Source organism: Pantoea sp. R13S299 (genome assembly GCF_048515925.1).
In the GTDB taxonomy this organism is placed as follows: Bacteria; Pseudomonadota; Gammaproteobacteria; order Enterobacterales; family Enterobacteriaceae; genus Pantoea.
The window spans coordinates 14,676-37,186 of the sequence record NZ_JBLYEF010000005.1 but is presented as its reverse complement, the minus strand read 5'-3'; the positions used below and the strand labels follow the sequence as shown (position 1 = coordinate 37,186).

Genomic DNA, 22,511 nt, shown 5'->3' with positions numbered 1-22,511 from the left:
GTTTCGGGAGAGTGCAATGGAAAAGACCTCAGTAACCGGCCGCGACAGCGTGACCGGCGACACGCCACCAGACCAGGATTTCGTGCCAATGCGCAGCGACGTGGTACGTTCACCGCGCATCCGCAAGGTGCAGATTACGGCGATGCTGCTGTTGCTGTTTGCGGCCATCATCAACTATCTGGATCGCAGCTCGCTGTCGGTCGCGAATATGACCATCCGCGATGAGATGGGGCTGAACGCCACCGAAATCGGCTTCCTGCTCTCCGCCTTTTCGCTGGCATACGGTCTGGCGCAGCTGCCGTGCGGCGCGCTGCTGGATCGCAAAGGGCCGCGCATTATGCTCGGTATCGGCATGTTCATCTGGTCGCTGTTCCAGGCCGCTTCTGGTCTGGTGCATAACTTCACCCAGTTCATCCTGGTGCGCATCGGCCTCGGGATTGGTGAAGCGCCGATGAACCCGTGCGGCGTGAAAGTCATCAACGACTGGTTCAACATTAAAGATCGCGGCATGCCGATGGGAATGTTCAATGCGGCTTCGATGATTGGGCTGTCGGTAGCGCCGCCGATTCTGGCCGCGATGATGCTGGTGATGGGCTGGCGTGGCATGTTTGTCACCATCGGTATCCTCGGGATGTTCCTCGCTATCGGCTGGTATATGATTTACCGCGACCGCGACAACAACACCCTGAGCGCCGAAGAGATCCACTATCTGCAGGCGGGCAGCGTGGCGTCGCGTAAAGAGCCGATCAGCTTCAAAGAGTGGCGCGGCCTGTTTAAGCAGCGCACCATGTGGGGCATGATGATTGGCTTCAGCGGCATTAACTATACCGCCTGGCTCTACATCGCCTGGCTGCCGGGCTACCTGCAGTCCACCTATCACCTCGATCTGAAAAGCACCGGCCTGCTGGCGGCGATTCCGTTCCTGTTTGGTGCGGCGGGTATGCTGCTGAATGGCTATGTGGTCGACTCGCTGGTGCGTCGTGGCTTTAACGCGGTGAAAACCCGCAAAGTGTGCATCGTCAGCGGGATGCTGCTGTCCGCCGGATTCACCGCCGTGGTGACCCGCGCGACCGATACCACCAGCGCCGTGACGCTGATTGGCATGGCGCTGTTCTGTATCCACTTTGCTGGCACGTCGTGCTGGGGACTGATTCACGCCAACGTGACTGCCCGCATGACCGCCTCTGTCGGCAGCATCCAGAACTTCGCCAGCTTTATCTTCGCCTCGTTCGCGCCAGTCATCACCGGCTGGGTGCTCGACACCACCAAATCGTTCAGCCTGGCGCTGATGATTTGTGCCTGCGTGACACTGGTTGGCGCACTCGCCTACCTGCTGCTGGTGCGCCAGCCAATCACCGACGGCGAATAATCACGGCTGACGGCGCGGCGTTTACGTCAGCGTCGTCAGAGTGACCCCATGTTTCGCACCGTAACGCTGAATACCCGTCATCACCTTCTCCGCGCTCAGCGCGGGTGGCGGTGGCAACAGCGGTGCCCGTTCACGCAGCGCCGAGTCGAAGCGGGCAAACGTCGCAAAGTCACGCGGGTATCGCTCTTCATCTACGCCGATTAAGACCCCCTCATCACGCGCATGGGACAACAGTCCCCGCCAGCGATCAATCTCCGCCAGCCCGATACTGTCGGTGCCGTGAGAAAAGAGCATCATGTCGATGTTGCGGAACGGTGGCTGTTTTTCGAGGAAGCGTTGCAGCGCTAAAGCCGAGGATTCACTGCTGAAGCTTAGCCAGAACGGAATCGACTGCTGCTGCTGCGTGCACCATGGATCCATCAGCAGGAAGCTGTCCACCGTTAACCGGGTCGGTAAAATCCCTGCCGCCAGATACCAGTCGCGGTAGATCTCCGCTACCACATAACTCATCGCTTCCGGGTCTTCATAGCGAATCTCCATCAGCTTCCAGTTCTGCGCTTCGGCCAGCTTTTTCAGTGGCGCGATCAGATAGCCATCCAGTCCCCACTCCGCTTCCGGCACGCGATCGGTGATGGCTGGCGGTGTCCAGCGCTCCCGATCAACGCCATAGCGCGCCAGATATTCCGCCACGCGAGGACCGCCCTGCATAAACTCTTTTTCGCTGGCCCCGCCCGGCGCGCCGAACTGAAAGAACGAGCGATCGCTGGTGCGCGTCACCGGCCACTGCTGGGTACAGTGGTTGATAAACAGTGTAGAACCCGCGGGCAGGCTCCCCATCAGAAATTCGTTAAAGGCCAGCGGCAGTTCGCGCAGTTTCAGCCGGAAATAACTCATCTGATCGAGCATCAGGCGATCCTGATTCGGGTCGTGCATATGGTGAACCGCCAGCCGTGGCCAGGCGGCCAGCAGCGCGGCGGCCACCTCTTTGCCCTGTTCAAAACTCGCCTCGGCATCATCGGGATCGTTGCTGGCGGCGCGTACCGGACAAAGGAAGGTTTGCGGCAACCATGGCACGTTCATCGCTGACGCCAGATGCACCAGCGCGCCGTTCGATGAGCCGATAAAGGCCGCCGGATAATCCTGCTGTGGATACTCACTCACCATCCATTCCGCGATGCCTTCTATATCCAGCTCTCCCGCCTGGCGCAGGCTGATGCCCTCGGCCATGCCGCCCAGCGCGTAGCCCCACTCACGCAGCCCGGTCGGCAGACGATTCAGCGAGGGCAGCAGCCGGTCGAGCGTCGGGGACTGGCTCGGACTGGCAAAGGGGCGATCGTGCAGCGCATTCGCCAGCGCCAGGAGCATGGCGGCGGCAGAGTCAAAACGGGCGATGCCCTTGGGCGGTTTACTCATGCTGATTCTCCTGCTGAATGCGCGCCAGGAAGGGGCGGATGGCGTTGCAGAAACTCCACGGATAGACGTAGTGCAGCGTATGGGTGCCGTCGCGCAGGGTCAGGCGTTCGCTGCGCGGCATCAATGCGGCAAGCTCATCCAGCCAGCGCGCCGGGCAGATCGGATCGCGCGAGCCACGCAGCAGTAACGTCGGTGCGTTGATGTAAGTGAGGCGATGCTCAATGTGGTCGCGCATCATGACGCGCAGCGTACCAAACGCGCGCCACAGCCCCGCTTTGGCATAGTCGATGCGCGCCAGCGAACCCGGCGAACGATGCGCCTCCAGTCCGGTGTTGCGCCAGTTACGCCACAGCTGCCGTGTCAGGCTGCGCGCATGGCGATCCACCGTCGGTCCCTGCAGCACCAGCCCCGCCACCGCCTGCGGATATTTTACCGCCAGCGCGGCCAGAATCTGGCAGCCAAAAGCGTTGCCCACCCAGATGGCACGCTGAAAACCGTTGTGCTGCAGCCACAGCCAGAGCGCGTCCGCCTGCTGATCGACCGTCATGATGGGTGCGGAAGGTGGCAGTGTGCTGGCACCAAAACCGGGCAGATCCGGCACCAGCACGTGATAGTCGCGCCCCAGCGCCAGTGCCAATGGCTCCATCGCCCGGCCCGACATCACCAGACCGTGAACCAGCACCACTGGCAGTCCCTGATCCTCATTGGGCGTGACGCGGGTAAACATGCGCCAGTCGCCCACCTGCTGGAAGTAACCGGCAAGACCGGCATGATGACTGCGCGGTGACACCGGTGGCGTCTGCTTCAGTTCCTGCCAGCGTTTCATACCCCAAAGCGTAGCCGCTACGCCTAATCCCACGCCTGCCACAATCGCTGCCTGTTTTCGTCGATGCTTCTGGATCATCCGCTGCTCCTGGTTTGGGGAGAATAATTCAGTGTAGGACGGGATCGGACAGGAGGCGGGTTATCCGCGTGATGGTGTGAAAAAGTATGGGGTTTCGCATAACAAGAAGCGGGCGTTGCGGGTGATGAACTCTGGCGGGGAATCTGTCTGGTGTAAGCGGGAGGGCAAGAGACAATACGAATTTCAGGCAATAAAAAACCCGCACCGGGCGGGTTTATTTTATTATCAGCAGAACTTATCTGCTCAGACTTATGTCTTCATCGCTATTGTAAGCGTCGCTGATAATGAGCGCGGCTTACAGCGCTGTGACGTTGCCAGCTGCAGGGCCTTTAGCGCCATTTTCAATGGTGAAGGAGACTTTCTGACCTTCATCAAGCGTTTTGTAGTTATCACCCTGGATAGCAGAGAAATGCACGAATACATCTTTGCTGCCATCATCGGGAGTGATAAAGCCAAAACCTTTATCTGAATTAAACCATTTTACTAAACCAGTCATTTTGTTAGACATAGATATTTCCTTAATCGATTAGCCACTAAGAGCGGCGAAGATGGCCTGTAGTTCGAGATTTACTTATTGGGCACTTAGGAGGAGGCTTTCGAAGAAGGATATCTGTGGATAACACTTGAACTGAAGACTACTTTACTAAAACTGCTTTCATAAGGTCTGTGTTCCAAACCGATGACGCATTAAGACATAGCGATAATAATTTAGCAAGGCATGTGTTTATTTATTTTAACCATTTAAACGCTCAGATGGCTGAATGGCCATTATATTTTGACTGCTCAGGGAGCGCTTCAGCTACGCGGTGTGCGAAGAGGAACAGCAGGCTAATCCCGTCATAACAATGGTGCCGATTTAACGTTGATGCTTAACAATAAACAGAGCCAGTAATGTGACATCGCGTAAAAATTTCCGCACGGCCAGCCAAGGGGTTTCCTCGCTCTCTTCATCTGTGAGCTTTATCTGTTGCATGTCGAACGCCCGGCTCTTCGGTATCTTCATCCTGATACAGGTCAGTATCTGAACGATCAGCCCGCCCTCACCCTGCATCTGAAATGCTGGAGGTTTGCCACCCGCCACCATTCTGGCGCAGAAGCCGCCTGTTGGATGAGCGAGAAGCGGGCTACACCTTACCCGGGCACCCATAATGGGAATGCTGACTGTCTCAGTGACCGTGAACGGTCAATCCCACGAGCCGGATAACAACAGGGCGGACAACCAGTATGCAAAAGAAAGCCGCTGGCATGGCGACCTGGTAAGCATTCATCACATTTGTCATGTAATGAGGCCCTATTCCGAATTCGGATAATGTGATGACCAGACTCATCAGGAACGCCATGATGATCGCCATATAAAGTGCAAATATGTAAGGTGCCGAGCGCACCGGCAGTCGGTTTACCAAGGTTTTTTTTGTTGTAGCATCAGTCATCTGAATATCCTGTTTAACAAAAGTAGATAAAACAGCGGCTAACTTAACAAGCTTACGAGGGGGGTTGTAGAGCGGTTATGCTTTAATCATTATTAAGTAAAAGTGACGAATTAACGGTTGAGGACAAGATGGACATTTTAGGGCTGATTAGCACTTTTATCCGCGTGGTGGAAAACGGCAGTATTGCAGCAGCGGCACGCACTAAAGGTATGAGTCCGGCAGCAGTCAGCCAGAGTCTTTCCCGTCTTGAAGCGCATCTGGGCGTGAGACTGCTATCGCGCACCACCCGCAGCATGACCTTAACGGAAAACGGTAAACGCTATTTCGAGAAAGTCCGTCACATCCCACATGATATCGAACTCGCCTCGCAGGCTGCTGCCAATGAAACCAAACCACAGGGGCCACTTTGTATCGCCACAACAGCCGCGTTTGGCCGATACGTTCTGGCTCCCCTTATGCCCGCTTTCAAAGCGTCTTTTCCCGATATAGATATTGAACTGATCAGTACCGATCGCAATGTCGATCATCGCCTGGAAGGCGTCGATGTCAGTATCCGCATCGAAGCACAGCTGAATGATCAACTGATCGCCAGAAAAATCGCATCGTTACCCTTTATATTTTGTGCGGCTCCCGCTTACCTTGATCGCGCGGGCACTCCTCAGACTCCTGGAGAACTTAGCCAGCACGCCTGTCTGGTTTTCCGCTATCCCACCGACAGACGGTTTCTGCCATGGACGTTTATGGTCAACGGACAGCCTGTTAATGCAAAACTTAATCCCAGTTTTATCAGCGATGATATTGATATTATTGCAAAGATAGCCGTAAACGGCGGCGGCATTGCCCGTCTGGCAAGCTTTGTTGCTCAGCCACTGATAGACAGTGGTCTGCTAAGGCCTTTGTCCTGGTCAGGTCACAGTGGCGAGAGCACCATTGAGTCCCTGCCAATGACTATCTATGCCTGTGTCACCGAACGTTCGGCACTGAATTCGAAAGTGCGGACATTTATTGAATTTTTGACAGATGCGATTTAAGACAGGAGCGTTTTTGCCGGGCGAAAATTGTCCGCACTATCTGAGCAGCGAGAACCGATACACCACCGGTTCCCTGTGCGAGCACGGTCTGACCGGGCTGCAGATTGCCGATATCCATTAGCGAGTACCATACCGTAAGTGCAGCGATGGGAAGTGTAGAGGCTTCTTCATCTTTAATGCTGTCAGGCGCTTTAACTGCGCTGTCCTCATGAATAATGCTGGCGCACAGTATCCTGATCCCACTATTAAGCGAATTTCAGGTTTTATACCCGGAGATTGAAATATTCAGGAAGAATTATCAGGGTTAACCGTGAATCTTAGCTTCAGCACAGGCAATCCCGTGGCGCATTGAAAGTACTTATTCCCGGTTTAAAGTATGCCGCCATTTTGTCTGGCATCCGGAAATCTCCCAGGCAAATTAGATCACTGCAGCAACTCCTGTTTCTGGTACAAAGTGGCGCATAGCGGGAAAATCAGAAGGAGAGGAGGAGGAGCAAAAAAGATGCACCAGAAGTGCCAAAACGCGGGTTTAAATCAGCAGAAGCAAAAGCAGCAAAACAGAGAAGGTGATAATCACAGGTCGATCCCTGACCGCGATTATCGAGGGTTTCCTGCGGGGTGCTTAGTACATGGCACCCGGCGGTACGTGTTTGAACGTCTCTACGTAAGCGCGGAACACGTATTTAAGAATGCGTTTCATGGAATACCTGATTCAAATTTAGTTGAAGATATACCGAAAAAGTATAGCCTCTGTGCGTTTTAACAGCAAATAAATTTGAACCAGATCACAAAAATGCCGCTTTTATGTGCAAAAGCCCTAGGCGGTATAGCCGAGATGCTGCAACAGAATGGTGGAGCCGACGGCGATTAAAACCACGCCACCCAGCACTTCTGCCCATTTGCCCAAAACCGGACCGATAAAGCGCCCGACTAATACGCCGGTCGTCGCCATCACCGTGGTGGCGGCACCAATGGTCAGCGCGGTGGTGATGATATTCACCTGCAGGAAAGCCAGACCGACACCGACCGCCAGCGCATCCAGACTTGTCGCAACGGCGGTGGTCGCCAGCACCATAAAGCCATGACTTTGCGGAGCCTCGCAGGGCTCTGCGACGGCTGTCTGACGGAAACCTTCCATCATCATACGGCCACCCAGAAACGCCAGCAGGGTGAAGGCAACCCAGTGATCCCACGCCATGATGTAACGGCTGGCAGCCAGGCCAAGTGCCCAGCCAATCAGTGGGGTCAGTGCTTCAATAGAGCCGAAGATCAGACCGGTACGCAGCGCTTCTTTAAAACCAGGACGATGCAATGTGGCACCTTTGCCCAGCGCAGCAGCAAACGCGTCCATCGACATACCCAGCGCAAGAATTAAAGTGGCAATAAAGGTCATGATTTATTCACCTGGGGCGAAAAAGCGACAATTCACGCTGAATCCACCACACAAAGTGTTCAGTTATGAAAAAGTGGGCGCAGTCTACCACGCAAAGGCAAAGATAAAAAGACAGTAAAATCAGGGCTTTAAGTATAGCAAAGGCTATAACTCTTATCATTCGCTATGAAACACGCTAAGTCGATGGTGTTAAAGCGTTTTCTGACCCTTTAGTTTGCCCTGCAGCACGCCTGATGTGCGTATTGCCGCACGCCGCCATTGAACCGGGTCGCCGATTACCGGAAAATGCCGGGCTGATAAATAAAGGATACCGGTTATGAATAACCCTTTTGAGACGTTGATTGTGCCTGGCGGCATTTTGCTGCTGGGTTTTCTCTCGGCGCTGCTGCTGCCCGCGCCCGCCTTTAGCGTGACCGTGGCGCAGCATCTGTTGCAGATGTTCCATTTGCAGGATCTGAATCAGCTCTACACGGTGGTATTTTGCGTCTGGTTTTTGCTGCTAGGCACACTGGAGTTTTTTGTTATCCGCTTTGTCTGGCGTCGCTGGTTCAGGGGCTGACCGACTGCGCATCGACCAGCGCTTTTAGTCGTTCGGCGCTGCGCGCATAACCTTCACGCGGCAGATGTGCCGCCCCCAGCACCAGACCCGCACCGCGCTGATCGGCCTGCTGATACCAGATCGACAGCGGCGACGGCGCCATGCCCCACTCCACCGCCTGCTGCGCAATCAGCTCATCCGGAGAACCGGCAGGTAAGCGGACAATCACCGCCAGCCCGGCGCGTTGCAGGTCGGGAAAGTGAGGATGGAGCGCCGCGATCATCTGTTCCAGTCGCTCATGATAGACGCGCTTCATGCGCCGCAGATGCCGCATAAAGTGACCTTCCCGCAGAAACTCCGCCACCGTGTTGTGCAGCAATCCTGAGGACGCTGGCGAAAGTAACGCGCAGACCTCCCCGAAGCGCGCCGTCAGCGCGGGTGGAACCACCATAAATCCGAGCCGAAGTTGCGGCGTCAGCGTCTTACTGAAGGTGCCGATGTGCAATACCCGCCCTTCGCTGTCGAGTGCTGCCAGTGCCGGAGCCGCACGATTGCCGGGCTGAAGCTCGCCGAGATAGTCATCTTCAATAATCCAGCGCTGCTCGCGGCTGGCCCAGTTCAGCAATTCATGGCGGCGTGCGAGGCTCATCGTCATGCCAAGCGGTGCCTGCTGTCCCGGTGTAACCAGCGCGAAAGCGGCCTCCGGCGCGCGGGCAATTCCGGCCTCCACCTGCAATCCTTCGGCATCAACCGGCACGGCAACCGGCGTGACGCGTAGTGCTTCAACCGCGCGACGTGCCACCCAGAATCCGGGATCTTCCAGCCAGGCCTTTTTGCCCTGAAAATCCATCGCCAGCTTAATCAGTCCCATCGCGCCCGCATAGCCGCTGGTAATAATGATCTGGTCGGCCTGACAGCGCAGGCCACGCGCCACCGCCAGGTAGGCCACCAGCGCCTGACGCAGCGCTAAGCTACCGCGCGGATCGGGATAGCTGGCCGGTCTGCTGACCTGCATGCGCGCCTGACGCTGGAGGATGCGCAGCCAGACTTTAGCCGGGAACGCATCGCTGGCCGGAATGCCCATCTGAAAGGTTAGCGGTGGCGCGTCATACTCCTCTATACCCTCCAGCAGCAGACGTTCAGCACTGGCGCTGGCGGGTTTTAACGGCGGCAATGAGCTGACGAAGGTGCCCGCCGCGCCTCTGGCCTGTAGAAACTGACTATCCACCAGCATGTCATAGCTGGCACGAACGGTGCCACGCGCCACGCCGAGCTGCGCCGCCAGATCGCGGCAGGAGGGCAGACGCGAGCCGGGCTGTAAGCGTCCTTCACCAATCGCCTGTTCAATCAGCTGCCGCAGCTGTTCGCTAAGACCGCGGGACGTTCCGCGCTGCAGTGTCAGCACAGAAAGCGGCGATGGACCAGTCAGACTCTCATTTTTTGGCACTTTATCTGCTCCATTGAAAGGCCGAAAATCGCCTTATCAACCCTGAATGAGGCAATAAGATGAGCGAACGTATCGATTTTCACAGTGCAGCACCGGCAGGCATGAAAGCGCTGGGCGGCGTTTACAGTTATCTGGCACAAACCGATCTGCCGCTCACTTTACTGGAACTGCTGTTCCTGCGCATATCGCAGATTAACGGCTGTGCCTACTGCATTGATATGCATACCAAAGCGCTGAATAAAGCGGGCATGGGCTGGGATAAGATCGTACTGACCCAGGTCTGGCATGAATCCGACACGCTGTTCAGTGATAAAGAGAAGGCGGCTCTTCATTGGGCTGAATGCCTGACGCTGATTGCTCAGCAGGGCGCGCCAGACGACTGCTATAACGCACTGACAGCCCACTTTAGTGAAAAGGAGATTGTCGATCTGAACATCGCGATTGGTCTGATGAACACCTATAACCGCATAGCGATAAGTCTGAAAAAGCTGCCTGCCAGCGCGAATCAGTCATAAGTGAATCCGATGCGTGCGCCGGTGCGCACGCATTTTCAGACTCACAAAAATGTAACATTATTTTTACACAAGCGGCTGTTCAGGCTCGTTTACTCCGATTCCTGTTATTCCTTACTGCATAATAAATCGCTAAATTTCAGCTAATTAAATAATTCCGCACTGTTCACATCCTTTCCGACCCTGCACCAGCATGGGGCTTTTCCGCAACATTCATATTTACTTAACTTACTGACTTCACTCAAAAAAACCGCTAATACGCCACGCATCGTGATGATTAATTCTTATGCTGAATCATTTCTGCATTTAAAAAATAAACTAATGTTTAATTCAGATGCGAGAATGTTATATTCGGATGACTAAGCATAACGTTCAGTTAACGCGTTATCACCGCTTAACCCTATACCTGAGACTTAACCTTTGAGAAATAGCGCAACGCGCTCGTAAGAAGCGTGACTATTTCGCCTGCGAAACTGTTGGGCTTCAGGTCAACAGAAGAGGAGATGTCGCCTCATGAGCAATTCAGCTGTAAACCTTGCGCTCGCGATGAGTGCCATGGCAAAGGACACCACTACTACCGCGCAGGAGCGCAAAGACGTTGATGTGCTGCTGATTGGTGCGGGTGTGATGAGCGCTACCCTCGGTGCATGGCTGCAGGACTTAGAGCCAGACTGGTCCATCGAAATGGTGGAGCGGCTCGATAGCGTGGCCGAAGAGTCATCCAACGGCTGGAATAACGCGGGCACCGGTCATGCGGCGCTGGCGGAGCTGAACTATACGCCTCAGCAGGCGGATGGCAGCATCGACATCTCCAAAGCGGTAACGATCAACGAATCGTTCCAGATTTCCCGCCAGTTCTGGGCTTATCAGGTCCAGAAAGGCAACCTGCGCAACCCGAAAAGCTTTATTCACAGTACGCCGCACATGAGCTTTGTCTGGGGTGACGACAATGTCGACTTCCTGCGCAAGCGCTTCACGGCACTGCAGAAAAGTACTCTGTTCCGTGGCATGGCCTACTCCGAAGATCCGCAGCAGATTGCCCGCTGGATCCCGCTGGTGATGAATGGCCGTGACCGTAGCCAGAAAGTGGCCGCAACCTGGACAGAGATGGGCACCGATGTGAACTTCGGTGAAATCACCCGTCAGCTGATCGCCGCGTTAGAGAAGAAAGCGAATTTCCAGCTGCGTTTGCGTCAGGAAGTCCGTGAGCTGAAACAGCTGGCCGATGGTCGCTGGCAGGTGACGTTGCAGTGTCTGAACAGCGGCACCCGTCGCACGCTGACCGCAGGCAAAATCTTCATCGGTGCTGGCGGCGCGGCGTTACCGCTGCTGCAGAAGGCCGGCATTCCGGAAGCCAACGGTTACGCCGGTTTCCCGGTGGGCGGTTCATTCCTCGTCACGGAAAACCCGCAGGTCGTTGCGCAGCACATGGCCAAGGTCTACGGCAAAGCCAGCGTCGGCGCGCCGCCGATGTCCGTGCCGCACGTCGATACCCGCGTGCTGGATGGTAAGCAGGTGCTGCTGTTTGGCCCGTTCGCCACCTTCTCGACTAAGTTCCTGAAGCAGGGTTCGCTGATGGATATGTTCACCTCGCTGAACAGCAGCAATATGCTGCCGATGGTCAAAGTGGGCCTGAAAAGTTTTGATCTGGTGAAATACCTGATGGATCAGGTGCTGCAAAGCGATCGCGACCGGATGGACGCGCTGCGTGCTTATGTGCCGCAGGCGAAGCAGGAGGACTGGCGTTTAGTGACTGCCGGTCAGCGTGTTCAGATCATCAAGAAAGATGAGAAAGAGGGCGCGGTATTGCGTCTGGGCACCGAAGTGGTCGCTTCACAGGATGGCACGATTTCAGCGCTGCTGGGTGCCTCGCCGGGCGCGTCTACGGCCGCACCGATCATGCTGGAGCTGCTGCACAAAGTCTGTCCTGAGCAGATGGCTTCGCCGGAATGGCAGAATAAAATCCGTGCGGTGGTCCCATCCTGGGGTCGTAAGCTGAATGGCGACGTGGCGCTGACAGAGAAAGTGTTAGCCGAAACCAGCCGTGTTCTGCAGCTCGACTATTCGCCGGTCACACCGATGGCGGCCAACGATGAAGGACGGGAAACCGCGTTCGTCGTCGGCAAGTAATTTGCCACTGAAGAACAGAAGGCTTTGCATCTGAACTGCCCCAGCAATCCGGGCAGTTTATATTAAGCCGCTTTCAGGGCCTGAGCCCGGTACTTAGCCGGACTCAGGCCTTTCAGTTTCAGGCTTATCCGCTCATTATTTCATCATGAACCTATTCGCAGATCGCCCGCTTCACCTTATCAATTCAGTTAAACTGATCGCGGTATAAACACGCCGAGTCCCGCGTGCAGATGCTGTGTCCCTGAATAATAATTTCCGTGCAGAATCATATTCGCAATATACTTTGCATTACTCCATGCGCTTTAAATTTCCTGTCTGCTAATCGTAAAATTACGATAAAAATATGAGCTTTACATCACATTAAGGAATATGTCCTTTTGTTATTTTCTCCAGGCTCATTATTTAAAAAAGGATTTTCCATGAAAGGATTAAATACTTTAGAAGTAAAATATGTCTCAGGTGCCGGAGCAGAATCTTATAGATTAGCTGTTAATCTGGAGATTGCTAAGATTATGACTGCGAAGTTTAATCAATGTAATGTAAAAGATTTAACTACAGATATGTTTCAATCTGCAATAGCCTCAGGAGTGCTGGGCTCGATGAGCGGTGCCGTAATCGTTCCTGGAATCGGACTGGTGCCAGGATGGATTGCCGGAGCAGCTACGGGTGCGACAGGCGCGGCTTTCACTTACGGACTAACCTGCTGGTGGTAATGAAACCGGTACACAAAGTTTTTTTAAATACGCTGCTAATGATTTTAGCATTATTTTTAATTGACTATTTTATTGATGGTTTACCCACGATAAAAGACTCAATCAAAATAGTGATAACCGGAGTACTAATAGGCCTGATAAATTACAAGCTATATGTTAAATAAAATTGCTACTTGTGAAATTAAAATATTATCTTAAAGAATCCTTACTTAATCGACTAACGCTATAAAATTGGACAGCTTATATTAATGAGCCTTCAGGGCCTGAGTTCGGTATTCAACTGGACTCAGGTTTTTCGTTTTCAGGCTTGTCGGTTCGCTTTTATAAATGGATAGGTTCAAAGATGACTCTGCGGGGGGCACAGCTTTGGCGGCCAATCCGGTTACGGGGCCTTTTTTATTGGCTGGTTGCCTGGTCGTACCGGGGATTCTCTATTAGGGTTAAGGCATCTTTTAGCTGAACGATCAGGAGGAACCCGCATGTCTTACTCCCCTGCGTCACCCGAATTTACCCTGCTCGACCGCTACTGGCGGGCAGCGAACTACCTCTCCGTCGGACAGATTTACCTGATGGATAACCCGCTGTTGCGCGAGCCACTCAAGCCAGAACACATCAAACCGCGTCTGCTGGGTCACTGGGGCACCACACCCGGACTGAATTTTATCTACGCCCACCTCAACCGCGTTATCCGCAAACAGAACCTGGATATGATTTACATCTGCGGGCCAGGCCACGGCGGACCCGGCATGGTGGCGAATACCTGGCTGGAGGGCAGCTACAGCGAAATTTATCCGCATATCTCTCAGGATGCGGCGGGCATGCAGCGCCTGTTTAAACAGTTCTCGTTTCCTGGCGGCATTCCCAGCCACGCGGCACCGGAAACGCCCGGCTCAATTAATGAAGGCGGAGAGCTGGGTTATTCGCTCTCCCATGCTTTTGGTGCGGCCTTCGATAATCCCGATCTGGTGGTGCCATGCGTGATTGGCGACGGTGAAGCGGAGACCGGGCCGCTGGCCTCCAGCTGGCACGGCATCAAATTCCTCAACCCTGAACGTGACGGTGCGGTGCTGCCGATTCTGCATCTGAATGGCTATAAGATTGCCAACCCGACGCTGCTGGGCCGCAGCAGCGATGAGGATCTCCACCAGCTGTTCAGCGGCTACGGCTATGAGCCGATATTCGTCTGCGGGCATGAACCGGAAAAAATGCATCCGCTGATGGCGGAGGCACTGGATAACGCCTTCAGTAAGATCGCTAAGTATCAGCACGAAGCACGCAGCGGCAACGCCAGCACCGACGTGCCGCGCTGGCCGATGATTATCCTGCGCAGCCCCAAAGGCTGGACCGGCCCCAAAACGGTTGACGGCAAGAAAGTGGAGGATTTCTGGCGGGCGCATCAGGTGCCGGTCGCAGCCTGTCGTGAAGATGAAGGTCATCGCCAGATCCTTGAGACATGGATGCGCAGCTATCAGCCTGACGACCTGTTTGATGAACAGGGTCGGCTGAAGCCGGAACTGCAGGCGCTGGCACCGGAAGGCGACAAACGCATGGGCGCTTCACCTTATGCCAATGGCGGCCTGCTGCGCCGTGAGCTGGATACGCCTGCGGCTGCGGAGTTTGCCTGCGATGTCAGCGAGCCAGGTACGGAGATGGCGCAGGCCACCGAGCATCTTGGCCGCTATCTCAGCGTGCTGTTCCAGCGTAACCGCGATAATTTCCGCGTATTTGGCCCGGATGAAACCGCCTCTAACCGCCTGACGCCGGTCTTCGACGTGACCAGCCGCACCTGGCTGGAACGGATCGAGCCGTATGATGAGCAGCTGGCGCGGGATGGCAGGGTGATGGAAATCCTCAGTGAGCATCAGTGTCAGGGCTGGCTTGAAGGCTATCTGCTGACCGGCCGCCACGGACTGTTCAACTGCTATGAAGCTTTTATCCACATCGTCGATTCGATGTTTAACCAGCACGCCAAGTGGCTGAAAGTGTCGCGTAAACTGGGCTGGCGTAAACCGATCTCGTCGCTGAACTATCTGCTCTCTTCCCACGTCTGGCGGCAGGACCACAATGGCTACAGCCATCAGGATCCGGGCTTTATCGATCACGTCGCCAACAAGAAAGCGGACATCGTGCGCATCTACCTGCCACCCGATGCCAATACGCTGCTGTGGGTGGGCGATCACTGCCTGCGCACCTGGGATCGGATCAATGTGATTGTGGCGGGTAAACAGCCTGCGCCGCAGTGGCTGGATATGGCCAGCGCCGTGACACATTGTGAGGCGGGTATGGGCGAGTGGCGCTGGGCGGGCACCACGCCGGAGCATGAACAGCCGGATGTCGTGATGGCCTGTGCCGGTGATGTGCCGACCATGGAGACGATGGCGGCAGTGGATCTGCTGCGCGAGATGCTGCCAGAACTGCGCATCCGCGTGGTGAACGTGGTCGATTTGCTGGCGCTGCAGCCGGAAGATAAGCATCCGCATGGCAAATCTGATACGGAATTCGATGCGCTGTTTACCCAGGATAAACCGGTGATTTTTGCCTTCCACGGTTATCCGACGCTGATACATCGCCTGACCTATTCCCGTACCAATCACCGCAACTTCCATGTGCGCGGCTTCAATGAAGAGGGAACCACCACCACGCCATTTGATATGACGGTGCTGAACGAGCTTGACCGCTATCATCTGGCGCAGGAGGCGATTCTGCGCGTACCGGGGCTGGCCGATGCACATCCGGAACTGCTGGAGGATTTACAGCAGCGTCTTGCGGAACATCATCGCTATGTCCGTGAGCATGGCGAAGACTTGCCGGAGGTGCAGAACTGGAAATGGCCATCGGCCACCGCACCGGGTGCGCCCGATTAAGCAGCCAGCAACGCGTCGGTCAGCATCCAGACGGTGGTCGCCACCAGCGACAGCGCCATCAGGCTGTTAAACAGCTGGCGCTTCCAGGCAATCTGCAGATGGCTGCGCAGGCGATCGCCCAGCGCAGCCCAGATCAGGATGCAGGGCAGATTGAGCAGCATAAAGCCGATCATCACCGTCAGCACGCCGCTGCTGCCGCTATAAAGCAACGCGACATTGGTGGCCATCAGCCAGGCCTTGGGATTGATCGCCTGGAAGCAGGCACCCCCCACCATCGTCATCGGCTGTGGACGGGTTCGTGCTTCGGGTGCGGCGGCGCGAAAGATTTTCCAGGATAACCACATCAGATAGGTACAGCCTGCCAGCGTCAGCGGCAGGCGAATCGCCGCCATCCAGTGCAGCAACACCTCTAGCGCCATCCCGGCAATCACCGTCTGTAACGCACAGCCCACCAGAATGCCGAACACCATCGGCAGGGTGCGCCGCATGCCAAAATTGACCCCGGAGGTCGCCAGCAACAGGTTGTTCGGGCCTGGCGTAATCGACATCACGGTAACGTAGCTGAAGAAAGAGGGATCGAGCATCGTGGCTCTCCTGAAAGTGGACAGAGTTCTATGCTACGGCGGGGAAAGAGATGGTAACAGTGACACAAAATCACTATTGTTATGGTTACAGTTATTGTTAACAGCAATTGTACCCATCCAATCCGGAGGCTACTGTGTCCCTTGCTCCCACTTCCGATCAGCCGCTCTATCAGCAGCTGGCAGACAGCTTCGCTGAGGCCATCCATCAGGGCACGCTGAAACCCGGTAAACGCCTGCCAGCAATCCGCCGCGTTGCTCAGTCACATCAGGTAAGCGTCAATACGGTGCTGAACGCCTGGCAGATGCTGGAAGATCGCGGGCTGATAGAGGCGCGTCCCCAGTCGGGCTACTACGTGCGCGGCGTGTTGCCCGCCGTCACCCGTCACGGTCAGCATAAGGCCCGGGTCCGCGACCCGAGCAGCGGTAAGCTCGACCTGATCGATAAGGTGTTTGCGGCGCAGAATCATCCGGACTACACCAATATCTCGCTGGCCTGCCCGCAGGACAGCGAGCTGTTTCCGGCGGCGCGCATCGCCCGGATTACCGCCTCACTGTTGCGTCGTCATCCCAACATGATCGGGCGCTATGCGCTTCCGCCCGGTAGTGAGCGCTTACGGGAGGAGATAGCGCGACGGGCGCTGCACGCCGGACAGACGCTCACCGCCGATGAGATCACCCTGACCCACGGCTGCATGGAGGCGCTTCAGCTGGCGCTTCGTGCCGTCACGCAGCCCGGCGACTGCGTCGGGCTGGAGTCGCCAACCTACTTCTTCCTCTTCCCGCTGCTGGCCTCGCTCGGCCTGAAGGCGCTGGAAATCCCCACCGACCCGCAGCATGGGCTGTCGCTGGATGCGCTGGAGATGCTGCTGCAGGAGCAGCGTATTAAGGCACTGATTGCGATGCCCAGCGCGCAGAATCCGCTGGGCTGCGGCATGTCGCTGGAGAATAAGAAGCGGCTGGCGAAGTTAGTGAATACTTACCACGTTCCGCTGATAGAAGATGGGCTGTATGATGAACTGCAGTTCGACTGGCCGCTCTCGCCCGCCGTGAAAGCCTTTGATCGCGATGGCTGGGTGATTTACTGCACCAGCTTCACCAAAACCGTGGCACCCGATTTCCGTATTGGCTGGACCGCCGCGGGTCGTTTTCATGATGCGATTGCCCGACTGAAAGCGGTCTCGTCGATGGCCGAATCCGCCCTGCTCTCCGAAACGCTGGCAGAGTTTCTCGCTTCCGGCGGTTACGACCACCATCTGCGCACGCTGCGCCGTCGCTATGCGGCTAATCTGGATGAGGCGCGGGGTCTTATCGCCCGCTACTTTCCGGAGGGCACGCGCGCAACGCTGCCGCGCGGTGGCTTCGTTTTCTGGGTCGAACTACCGGGCGGCGTGAATACGACCGAGATGTTTGATCGGCTGCTGCAGGAGCAGATTTGCGTCACGCCTGGCGCGCTCTATTCACTGAGTGAGCGCTACAACCATGCGCTGCGTCTCTCCTGCTGCTATCCGTTTGATGCGCGCTACACCCGGGCGATTCAGCGCGCGGGTGAAATCGCCTGTGAACTGGCAGGTCTGACGTGCGGCGAGCCTCAGGGTGTGCCGTTGCGGCCCCAGACGGTATAGCCGCGACGTTCAGTCAGGCGCTCGTAATAATTGCGCACAGCCGGATAGTCGGGGTGTTCGAGCGGCGTTTCAAACCAGCGGTTTACTGCCAGACCGATCGGTATGTCTGCCAGCGTGAAATTACGCCCGGCAACGTAGCGACCGGTTTTTTCCAGCTGCTGATTGAGAATGCTCATGGTGTGCGCCCAGCCTTTGCTGGCCGCGGCCAGCAGACGCGGATCCTGATGCGCCGGGGAGTTTCGCACCAGCGACATAAATGCATAGCGCCATGAGGTGTTGAGTTCGGTGGCTTGCCAGTCTATCCACTGATCGACAGGCGCACGCGTCTGCGGATGGTTTGGATAGAGCCACTCGCCGCCATAGGCGTTCGCCAGATAGCGCAGAATGGAATTGGACTCCCACAACACAAAGTCATCATCTTTCAGAACCGGCACCATCGCATTCGGATTCAGTGCCATGAATTCCGGCAGATGGGTTGAGCGGAAGCCGTCGCCCCACTCTTCGCGCTCAAACTCAAGGTCAAGCTCGTCACACAGCCATAATACTTTGCGCACGTTGATTGAGGAGGCGCGTCCCAGGATCGTTAGCATTCAGAGTCTCCGGTAAAATCTTTAACTTATTGATAACGCTGTTAGCTGTTATAAGCAATCATCCGGCAGAGAAAAGGCCACACTGAACCCAGAGCAAGGAGTCACAATGAAGGTCGCGTTTAAGCAAGTTGATGTATTTACCTCATCCGCCTTTAATGGCAATCCGCTGGCGGTGATCATGGATGCTCAGGGGTTAAGCGACAGCCAGCTGGCGGCGATTGCCCGCTGGACCAATCTGTCGGAGACCACTTTTGTCCTGCCGCCACAGCATGAAGAGGCGGACTACCGGGTGCGGATTTTTACCGTGGAAGGCGAGCTGCCCTTTGCCGGTCATCCGACGCTGGGCACGGCGCACGCGCTGCTGGAGGCGGGCTGGCCGACCCGTACGCCGGGTGAAATCGTGCAGGAGTGCGGCGTCGGTAACGTGACGGTGAAGATGGGTGAGGCGGGTGAGCTGGCGTTTGCGGCACCGGCTGCCACCCTGATGCCGTGGCAGGATGCGCTGATGGCGAACGCCTTTAACAGCGATGCGTTCGATCTGACACAAAGCCCGACGGTAGTGGATATGGGGATTCGCTGGCTGCTGGTGCCAATGGTCAGCGCCGAAGCCGTGTTGGCGTTGCAGCCCAATGTCAGCGATTTGCAGCGTCTGATTAAACATGCGGGTGTCTCTGGCGTGATGCCGTTTGGCCGCTTGCCTGAGAGAGAGCCAGAGCAGTATGAAGTGCGTGGCCTGCTGGTAGAGAATGGCAGCCTGACGGAAGATCCGGTGACCGGCAGCGCCAACGCCTGTCTGGCGCGTTACTTCGCAGCCGCAGGCCATACCACCTCCTATCGCGTTCGTCAGGGAACGGCCCTGCAGCGCGCGGGGCGGCTGAACGTGACCTATGCCGGTGAGACCATCTGGATTGGCGGCAATACCGTTACCGTCATTGACGGCACGATTACGCTGTAAAATGCGGCGGCGTCGTGTTTTCCGCGACGCCGCCAGCGGTTAAATTCCCTGCCCGCCTGACGCTTCAATCCGCTGCGCGGTGATCCAGCCGGTTTCGTCACTGAGGATCGCGCTGATGGCATCGCCGATATCATCCGGCAATCCGACCCGGCCCAGCGCCGTCAGCCCGGCAATCTGATCGTTAATCTCGCGGGTATCGCGAACCCGGCCACCGCCAAAATCGGTCTCTATCGCACCTGGTGCGAGGATATTGACGCGAATACGTCGTTCGCCCAGCTCTTTCGCCTGATAGCGCGTCAACACTTCCATCGCCCCTTTCATCGATGCATAGGTCGAGGAGCCAGGATAGACCAGACGGGTCAGACCGCTGGAGATGTTCAGGATGCGGCCACCATCGTTGATCAGCGGCAGCAGCTTCTGGGTCAGGAAGTAAGGCCCTTTGAAATGCACGTTCACCAGCGCATCAAATTCCGCCTCGGTGGTGTCGGTAAACGGCTTGTAGTGTCCGTGACCGGCATTGTTCACTAAATAGTCAAATCGCTCCCGTTGCCACTGCTGCTGCAGTACCTGTTTCACTTCGCCGACAAAGCGATCGAACTGGCCGGTTTCGCCAACATCCAGTGCCAGCGCCACTGCGCGTCGTCCCAGCGCCTCAATTTCCTTTACAACAGCCTCCGCCTCATCGGCATGGCTGCGGTACGTAAGAATGATATCTGTGCCTCTGGCAGCCAGTTTTAAGGCTCCATTCCGGCCTAAACCACGGTTTGCACCGGTAATTAACGCCACTTTATGGTTCATCGCTCACACCTGTTGAAAAATTGAACACGGGTTAAGGATATTCGCGAATTATTGATCTATAAACAGGGTTAAACGCGCATCACTGTTTCAATAAAAACAACAATCGGTGAACAACATGGATAAAATTCACGCAATGCAGGTGTTTGTGCGGGTGGCCGAAATGGGCAGTTTTACCCGCGCGGCAGAGAGTTTAGGCATACCCAAAGGCAGCGTATCGCGACAGATTCAGGCGCTGGAGAACCAAATGGCAACGCGTTTGCTGCATCGCACCACGCGCCGGGTGCAACTAACCCAGGATGGGTTAGTCTATTACGATCGCTGTCTCGATTTACTGTCGATGATTGATGATATGGACAGCCTGTTCCAGCACGAGCCGGCCTCGCTCAGCGGTAAACTGCGGGTGGATATGTCGGTGGCGATGGCCACCGGTTTTGTCCTGCCAAGGCTGCCAGAATTTTTGCAGCATTACCCCGGCGTAGAGATTGAGCTGAGCAGCAGTGACCGCCAGGTGGATGTGATCCGTGAAGGGTTTGACTGTGTACTTCGGGTCGGCGAACTCAAGGATTCGGGTCTGATTGCACGAAAAATTGGTACCCATACCTTGATCAACTGCGCCAGTCCTGGCTACCTTTCGCGGTTCGGCATGCCGACCCGCCTGGAAGAGTTGTCGCAGCATGCGATGGTGCATTACAGCCAGCAGCTTGGTCAGGCATCACCCGGGTTTGAATATTTTGATGGCAGGCAGTGCCATTACGTTCATACCGGCGGCGTGGTGACGGTGAACAGCACCGAAACCTATCGCGCCGCCTGTCTGGCAGGATTAGGCATTATTCAGGTGCCTGCCGCCGGGATTCAGACATTGCTGGAAAGGGGCGAGCTGGTGGAAGTGCTGCATCGCTTCCCCGCCAGACCGATGCCTATCCATCTGCTCTACCCACACCGGCGCAATGTGGCACGTCGCGTGCGGGTATTTATGGAGTGGCTGAGTCAGGTGTTACAGGAGTACGTCACCTGAGCGGCTATACTTTGATTTTCATGATAAACAGGACAGTGAAGGTCTATGACAGACAAGCAGGAAAACCCGCAGGATTTGCAGCCACAAAAGCCGCTTATCGACATTAAAACCGGCAATCACACCGTGGATGAATCTATTGTTCGCGTGTCGCGTTTCGCCACCTGGTTTCAGGCTATTCCGGCGGTGGCGCATTTTATACGCGCCCTTGACCGCTTTAACGATCGGCTCGGCAGCCAGTTTGGCGCGGCCATTACTTATTTCTCATTTTTATCACTGATCCCCATTCTGATGGTGTCGTTTGCCGCCGTGGGTTTTGTGCTGGCATCGAATCCGGATCTGCTGACCGATATCATCAACAAAATCGTCAGCAGCATCAGCGACCCGACGCTGGCGACGACGCTGAAGAATACGGTGAATACCGCTATTCAGCAGCGCGCCACCGTGGGGATTACCGGTTTACTGCTGGCGCTCTACTCCGGTCTTAACTGGATGGGTAACCTGCGTGAAGCGATTCGCGCCCAGTCGCGCGATGTGTGGGAACGGAAACCGGATGACAAAGAGAAGATCTGGAAGCGTTATATCCGCGATCTGCTGTCGCTGATCGGTCTGATGCTGGCGCTGGTAATTACGCTGTCGCTGACCTCAGTAGCCGGTTCTGCGCAGGCCTCTATCGTGAGTGCACTGGGGCTGGATGGCATCGACTGGTTACGACCTGCCCTGACCATTATCGCCACCTCAATTTCCGTGATGGCGAACTATCTGTTGTTCCTGTGGATTTTCTGGATCCTGCCGCGTCATAAGCCGCGTAAGAAAGCGTTGTTTCGCGGCACCCTGCTGGCGGCAATCGGATTTGAGGTGATTAAGTTTGTGATGACGCTGACACTACCGAAGATGGCGACCTCACCTTCCGGTGCGGCCTTTGGTTCTGTGCTCGGACTGATGGCGTTCTTCTACTTCTTCGCCCGTCTGACGCTGTTCTGTGCAGCGTGGATCGCCACCGCCAAATATAAAGACGACCCGCAGATGCCTGAAGCGGGCAGCGCGTCACGACACAAATCATCGTAATCCGTTAACAACAGCGGAAAATATTACCCCTCGGCTATTTTTTAACCATATAACAGGATGAATAGCTGAGGGGTCACTTTTATTTAGCCCTTTCTTAGAGTATCCCGCCAGATATCGTCCGGTTTACCCCGGTATCAC

At 55.8% G+C, this 22,511-nt stretch carries 22 protein-coding genes and 1 pseudogene; 11 read left to right on the top strand and 12 right to left on the bottom strand.

Features of this window, described 5'->3' with window-relative positions; genetic code table 11:
• The first annotated feature begins 16 nt into the window (after positions 1 to 16).
• Positions 17 to 1,369 carry an MFS transporter gene (locus tag ACN1CO_RS19280; protein WP_419140312.1) on the top strand — a complete coding sequence of 451 codons (1,353 nt, stop codon included), beginning with the start codon at positions 17 to 19 and terminating at the stop codon, positions 1,367 to 1,369.
• A gap of 21 nt (positions 1,370 to 1,390) precedes the next feature.
• Here ACN1CO_RS19280 and ACN1CO_RS19275 read toward each other — a convergent pair whose 3' ends face one another.
• The 5 genes from ACN1CO_RS19275 to ACN1CO_RS19255 all read right to left on the bottom strand — a co-directional run bounded on the left by ACN1CO_RS19275 (position 1,391) and on the right by ACN1CO_RS19255 (position 5,116).
• Positions 1,391 to 2,782, bottom strand: a complete 1,392-nt coding sequence (locus ACN1CO_RS19275; RefSeq protein WP_419140311.1) for a hypothetical protein — start codon at positions 2,780 to 2,782, stop codon at positions 1,391 to 1,393.
• Entirely contained in the window at positions 2,775 to 3,686 is a 912-nt protein-coding gene (locus ACN1CO_RS19270; RefSeq protein ID WP_419140310.1) for an alpha/beta fold hydrolase, read from the bottom strand. Before ACN1CO_RS19270 ends, ACN1CO_RS19275 begins: the two co-directional genes overlap by 8 nt.
• A 295-nt stretch (positions 3,687 to 3,981) precedes the next feature.
• Positions 3,982 to 4,194, bottom strand: coding sequence for an RNA chaperone/antiterminator CspA (cspA, locus tag ACN1CO_RS19265; RefSeq protein ID WP_010253500.1), 213 nt, complete (start codon positions 4,192 to 4,194; stop codon positions 3,982 to 3,984).
• A gap of 348 nt (positions 4,195 to 4,542) precedes the next feature.
• Positions 4,543 to 4,833 (bottom strand): hypothetical protein, encoded by a 291-nt coding sequence (locus ACN1CO_RS19260; protein ID WP_419140309.1) that lies wholly within the window; start codon positions 4,831 to 4,833, stop codon positions 4,543 to 4,545.
• Between the two features lie 19 nt (positions 4,834 to 4,852).
• A complete protein-coding gene (locus ACN1CO_RS19255; RefSeq protein WP_419140308.1) occupies positions 4,853 to 5,116 on the bottom strand; it encodes a DUF2798 domain-containing protein in 264 nt (87 codons plus the stop codon).
• 128 nt (positions 5,117 to 5,244) lie between these two features.
• Between ACN1CO_RS19255 and ACN1CO_RS19250 the strand changes: the two genes are divergently transcribed.
• The gene (locus tag ACN1CO_RS19250; protein WP_419140307.1) at positions 5,245 to 6,147 is read left to right on the top strand and encodes a LysR family transcriptional regulator; all 903 of its coding nucleotides are present in this window, start codon (positions 5,245 to 5,247) and stop codon (positions 6,145 to 6,147) included.
• Between the two features lie 622 nt (positions 6,148 to 6,769).
• Here ACN1CO_RS19250 and azuC read toward each other — a convergent pair.
• Positions 6,770 to 6,847, bottom strand: coding sequence for a stress response protein AzuC (gene azuC / locus ACN1CO_RS19245; protein WP_419140458.1), 78 nt, complete (start codon positions 6,845 to 6,847; stop codon positions 6,770 to 6,772).
• A 117-nt stretch (positions 6,848 to 6,964) separates the two neighbouring features.
• Positions 6,965 to 7,540, bottom strand: coding sequence for a manganese efflux pump MntP (mntP, locus tag ACN1CO_RS19240; RefSeq protein ID WP_003852038.1), 576 nt, complete (start codon positions 7,538 to 7,540; stop codon positions 6,965 to 6,967).
• Positions 7,541 to 7,856: 316 nt separating this feature from the next.
• Here mntP and ACN1CO_RS19235 point away from each other — a divergent pair, with 316 nt between their 5' ends.
• Entirely contained in the window at positions 7,857 to 8,099 is a 243-nt protein-coding gene (locus tag ACN1CO_RS19235; protein ID WP_419140306.1) for a DUF1158 domain-containing protein, read from the top strand.
• On the opposite strand, the gene ACN1CO_RS19230 is transcribed toward ACN1CO_RS19235, so the two are convergent.
• Positions 8,089 to 9,525, bottom strand: a complete 1,437-nt coding sequence (locus tag ACN1CO_RS19230) for a PLP-dependent aminotransferase family protein (RefSeq protein WP_419140305.1) — start codon at positions 9,523 to 9,525, stop codon at positions 8,089 to 8,091. The genes ACN1CO_RS19235 and ACN1CO_RS19230 overlap by 11 nt on opposite strands.
• A 59-nt stretch (positions 9,526 to 9,584) precedes the next feature.
• Between ACN1CO_RS19230 and ACN1CO_RS19225 the strand changes: the two genes are divergently transcribed.
• Positions 9,585 to 10,040, top strand: coding sequence for a carboxymuconolactone decarboxylase family protein (locus ACN1CO_RS19225; RefSeq protein WP_419140304.1), 456 nt, complete (start codon positions 9,585 to 9,587; stop codon positions 10,038 to 10,040).
• A 510-nt stretch (positions 10,041 to 10,550) separates the two neighbouring features.
• Complete coding sequence (gene mqo / locus ACN1CO_RS19220; RefSeq protein ID WP_419140303.1) at positions 10,551 to 12,167, top strand: malate dehydrogenase (quinone); 1,617 nt, start codon at positions 10,551 to 10,553, stop codon at positions 12,165 to 12,167.
• A 62-nt stretch (positions 12,168 to 12,229) separates the two neighbouring features.
• On the opposite strand, the pseudogene ACN1CO_RS19215 reads toward mqo, so the two are convergent.
• Positions 12,230 to 12,307, bottom strand: a pseudogene (locus tag ACN1CO_RS19215) (IS3 family transposase); the annotation flags it as partial.
• Positions 12,308 to 12,586: 279 nt separating this feature from the next.
• Between ACN1CO_RS19215 and ACN1CO_RS19210 the strand changes: the two are divergent.
• Complete coding sequence (locus ACN1CO_RS19210) at positions 12,587 to 12,880, top strand: hypothetical protein (RefSeq protein ID WP_419140302.1); 294 nt, start codon at positions 12,587 to 12,589, stop codon at positions 12,878 to 12,880.
• 479 nt (positions 12,881 to 13,359) lie between these two features.
• Positions 13,360 to 15,744, top strand: a complete 2,385-nt coding sequence (locus ACN1CO_RS19205) for a phosphoketolase (protein ID WP_419140301.1) — start codon at positions 13,360 to 13,362, stop codon at positions 15,742 to 15,744.
• Here ACN1CO_RS19205 and ACN1CO_RS19200 read toward each other — a convergent pair.
• Positions 15,741 to 16,328, bottom strand: a complete 588-nt coding sequence (locus ACN1CO_RS19200) for a LysE family translocator (RefSeq protein ID WP_283546788.1) — start codon at positions 16,326 to 16,328, stop codon at positions 15,741 to 15,743. The two genes, ACN1CO_RS19205 and ACN1CO_RS19200, sit on opposite strands and share 4 nt — an antisense overlap.
• A 134-nt stretch (positions 16,329 to 16,462) precedes the next feature.
• Here ACN1CO_RS19200 and ACN1CO_RS19195 point away from each other — a divergent pair, with 134 nt between their 5' ends.
• Positions 16,463 to 17,950 (top strand): PLP-dependent aminotransferase family protein, encoded by a 1,488-nt coding sequence (locus ACN1CO_RS19195; RefSeq protein ID WP_419140300.1) that lies wholly within the window; start codon positions 16,463 to 16,465, stop codon positions 17,948 to 17,950.
• Here ACN1CO_RS19195 and ACN1CO_RS19190 read toward each other — a convergent pair.
• Positions 17,917 to 18,540 (bottom strand): glutathione S-transferase family protein, encoded by a 624-nt coding sequence (locus tag ACN1CO_RS19190; RefSeq protein ID WP_419140299.1) that lies wholly within the window; start codon positions 18,538 to 18,540, stop codon positions 17,917 to 17,919. The two genes, ACN1CO_RS19195 and ACN1CO_RS19190, sit on opposite strands and share 34 nt — an antisense overlap.
• 106 nt (positions 18,541 to 18,646) lie before the next feature.
• On the opposite strand from ACN1CO_RS19190, the gene ACN1CO_RS19185 reads away from it, so the two are divergent.
• Positions 18,647 to 19,495, top strand: coding sequence for a PhzF family phenazine biosynthesis protein (locus tag ACN1CO_RS19185; protein ID WP_419140298.1), 849 nt, complete (start codon positions 18,647 to 18,649; stop codon positions 19,493 to 19,495).
• Between the two features lie 39 nt (positions 19,496 to 19,534).
• Here ACN1CO_RS19185 and ACN1CO_RS19180 read toward each other — a convergent pair whose 3' ends face one another.
• Positions 19,535 to 20,293: an SDR family NAD(P)-dependent oxidoreductase gene (locus tag ACN1CO_RS19180; RefSeq protein WP_419140297.1), complete on the bottom strand. Its 759-nt coding sequence runs from the start codon at positions 20,291 to 20,293 to the stop codon at positions 19,535 to 19,537.
• 115 nt (positions 20,294 to 20,408) lie between these two features.
• On the opposite strand from ACN1CO_RS19180, the gene ACN1CO_RS19175 reads away from it, so the two are divergent.
• A complete protein-coding gene (locus ACN1CO_RS19175; RefSeq protein WP_283546783.1) occupies positions 20,409 to 21,308 on the top strand; it encodes a LysR family transcriptional regulator in 900 nt (299 codons plus the stop codon).
• 45 nt (positions 21,309 to 21,353) lie between these two features.
• Positions 21,354 to 22,373, top strand: coding sequence for an inner membrane protein YhjD (gene yhjD / locus ACN1CO_RS19170; protein WP_419140296.1), 1,020 nt, complete (start codon positions 21,354 to 21,356; stop codon positions 22,371 to 22,373).
• Positions 22,374 to 22,511 lie beyond the last annotated feature (138 nt).

What these genes read in the sequence shown, in the direction of transcription:
- ACN1CO_RS19280 (WP_419140312.1), top strand. Translation starts at nt 17, where the DNA reads ATGGAAAAGACCTCAGTAACCGGCCGCGACAGCGTGACCGGCGACACG.
- ACN1CO_RS19275 (WP_419140311.1), bottom strand. Translation starts at nt 2,782, where the DNA reads ATGAGTAAACCGCCCAAGGGCATCGCCCGTTTTGACTCTGCCGCCGCC.
- ACN1CO_RS19270 (WP_419140310.1), bottom strand. Translation starts at nt 3,686, where the DNA reads ATGATCCAGAAGCATCGACGAAAACAGGCAGCGATTGTGGCAGGCGTG.
- cspA (WP_010253500.1), bottom strand. Translation starts at nt 4,194, where the DNA reads ATGTCTAACAAAATGACTGGTTTAGTAAAATGGTTTAATTCAGATAAA.
- ACN1CO_RS19260 (WP_419140309.1), bottom strand. Translation starts at nt 4,833, where the DNA reads ATGGGTGCCCGGGTAAGGTGTAGCCCGCTTCTCGCTCATCCAACAGGC.
- ACN1CO_RS19255 (WP_419140308.1), bottom strand. Translation starts at nt 5,116, where the DNA reads ATGACTGATGCTACAACAAAAAAAACCTTGGTAAACCGACTGCCGGTG.
- ACN1CO_RS19250 (WP_419140307.1), top strand. Translation starts at nt 5,245, where the DNA reads ATGGACATTTTAGGGCTGATTAGCACTTTTATCCGCGTGGTGGAAAAC.
- azuC (WP_419140458.1), bottom strand. Translation starts at nt 6,847, where the DNA reads ATGAAACGCATTCTTAAATACGTGTTCCGCGCTTACGTAGAGACGTTC.
- mntP (WP_003852038.1), bottom strand. Translation starts at nt 7,540, where the DNA reads ATGACCTTTATTGCCACTTTAATTCTTGCGCTGGGTATGTCGATGGAC.
- ACN1CO_RS19235 (WP_419140306.1), top strand. Translation starts at nt 7,857, where the DNA reads ATGAATAACCCTTTTGAGACGTTGATTGTGCCTGGCGGCATTTTGCTG.
- ACN1CO_RS19225 (WP_419140304.1), top strand. Translation starts at nt 9,585, where the DNA reads ATGAGCGAACGTATCGATTTTCACAGTGCAGCACCGGCAGGCATGAAA.
- mqo (WP_419140303.1), top strand. Translation starts at nt 10,551, where the DNA reads ATGAGCAATTCAGCTGTAAACCTTGCGCTCGCGATGAGTGCCATGGCA.
- ACN1CO_RS19210 (WP_419140302.1), top strand. Translation starts at nt 12,587, where the DNA reads ATGAAAGGATTAAATACTTTAGAAGTAAAATATGTCTCAGGTGCCGGA.
- ACN1CO_RS19205 (WP_419140301.1), top strand. Translation starts at nt 13,360, where the DNA reads ATGTCTTACTCCCCTGCGTCACCCGAATTTACCCTGCTCGACCGCTAC.
- ACN1CO_RS19200 (WP_283546788.1), bottom strand. Translation starts at nt 16,328, where the DNA reads ATGCTCGATCCCTCTTTCTTCAGCTACGTTACCGTGATGTCGATTACG.
- ACN1CO_RS19190 (WP_419140299.1), bottom strand. Translation starts at nt 18,540, where the DNA reads ATGCTAACGATCCTGGGACGCGCCTCCTCAATCAACGTGCGCAAAGTA.
- ACN1CO_RS19185 (WP_419140298.1), top strand. Translation starts at nt 18,647, where the DNA reads ATGAAGGTCGCGTTTAAGCAAGTTGATGTATTTACCTCATCCGCCTTT.
- ACN1CO_RS19180 (WP_419140297.1), bottom strand. Translation starts at nt 20,293, where the DNA reads ATGAACCATAAAGTGGCGTTAATTACCGGTGCAAACCGTGGTTTAGGC.
- ACN1CO_RS19175 (WP_283546783.1), top strand. Translation starts at nt 20,409, where the DNA reads ATGGATAAAATTCACGCAATGCAGGTGTTTGTGCGGGTGGCCGAAATG.
- yhjD (WP_419140296.1), top strand. Translation starts at nt 21,354, where the DNA reads ATGACAGACAAGCAGGAAAACCCGCAGGATTTGCAGCCACAAAAGCCG.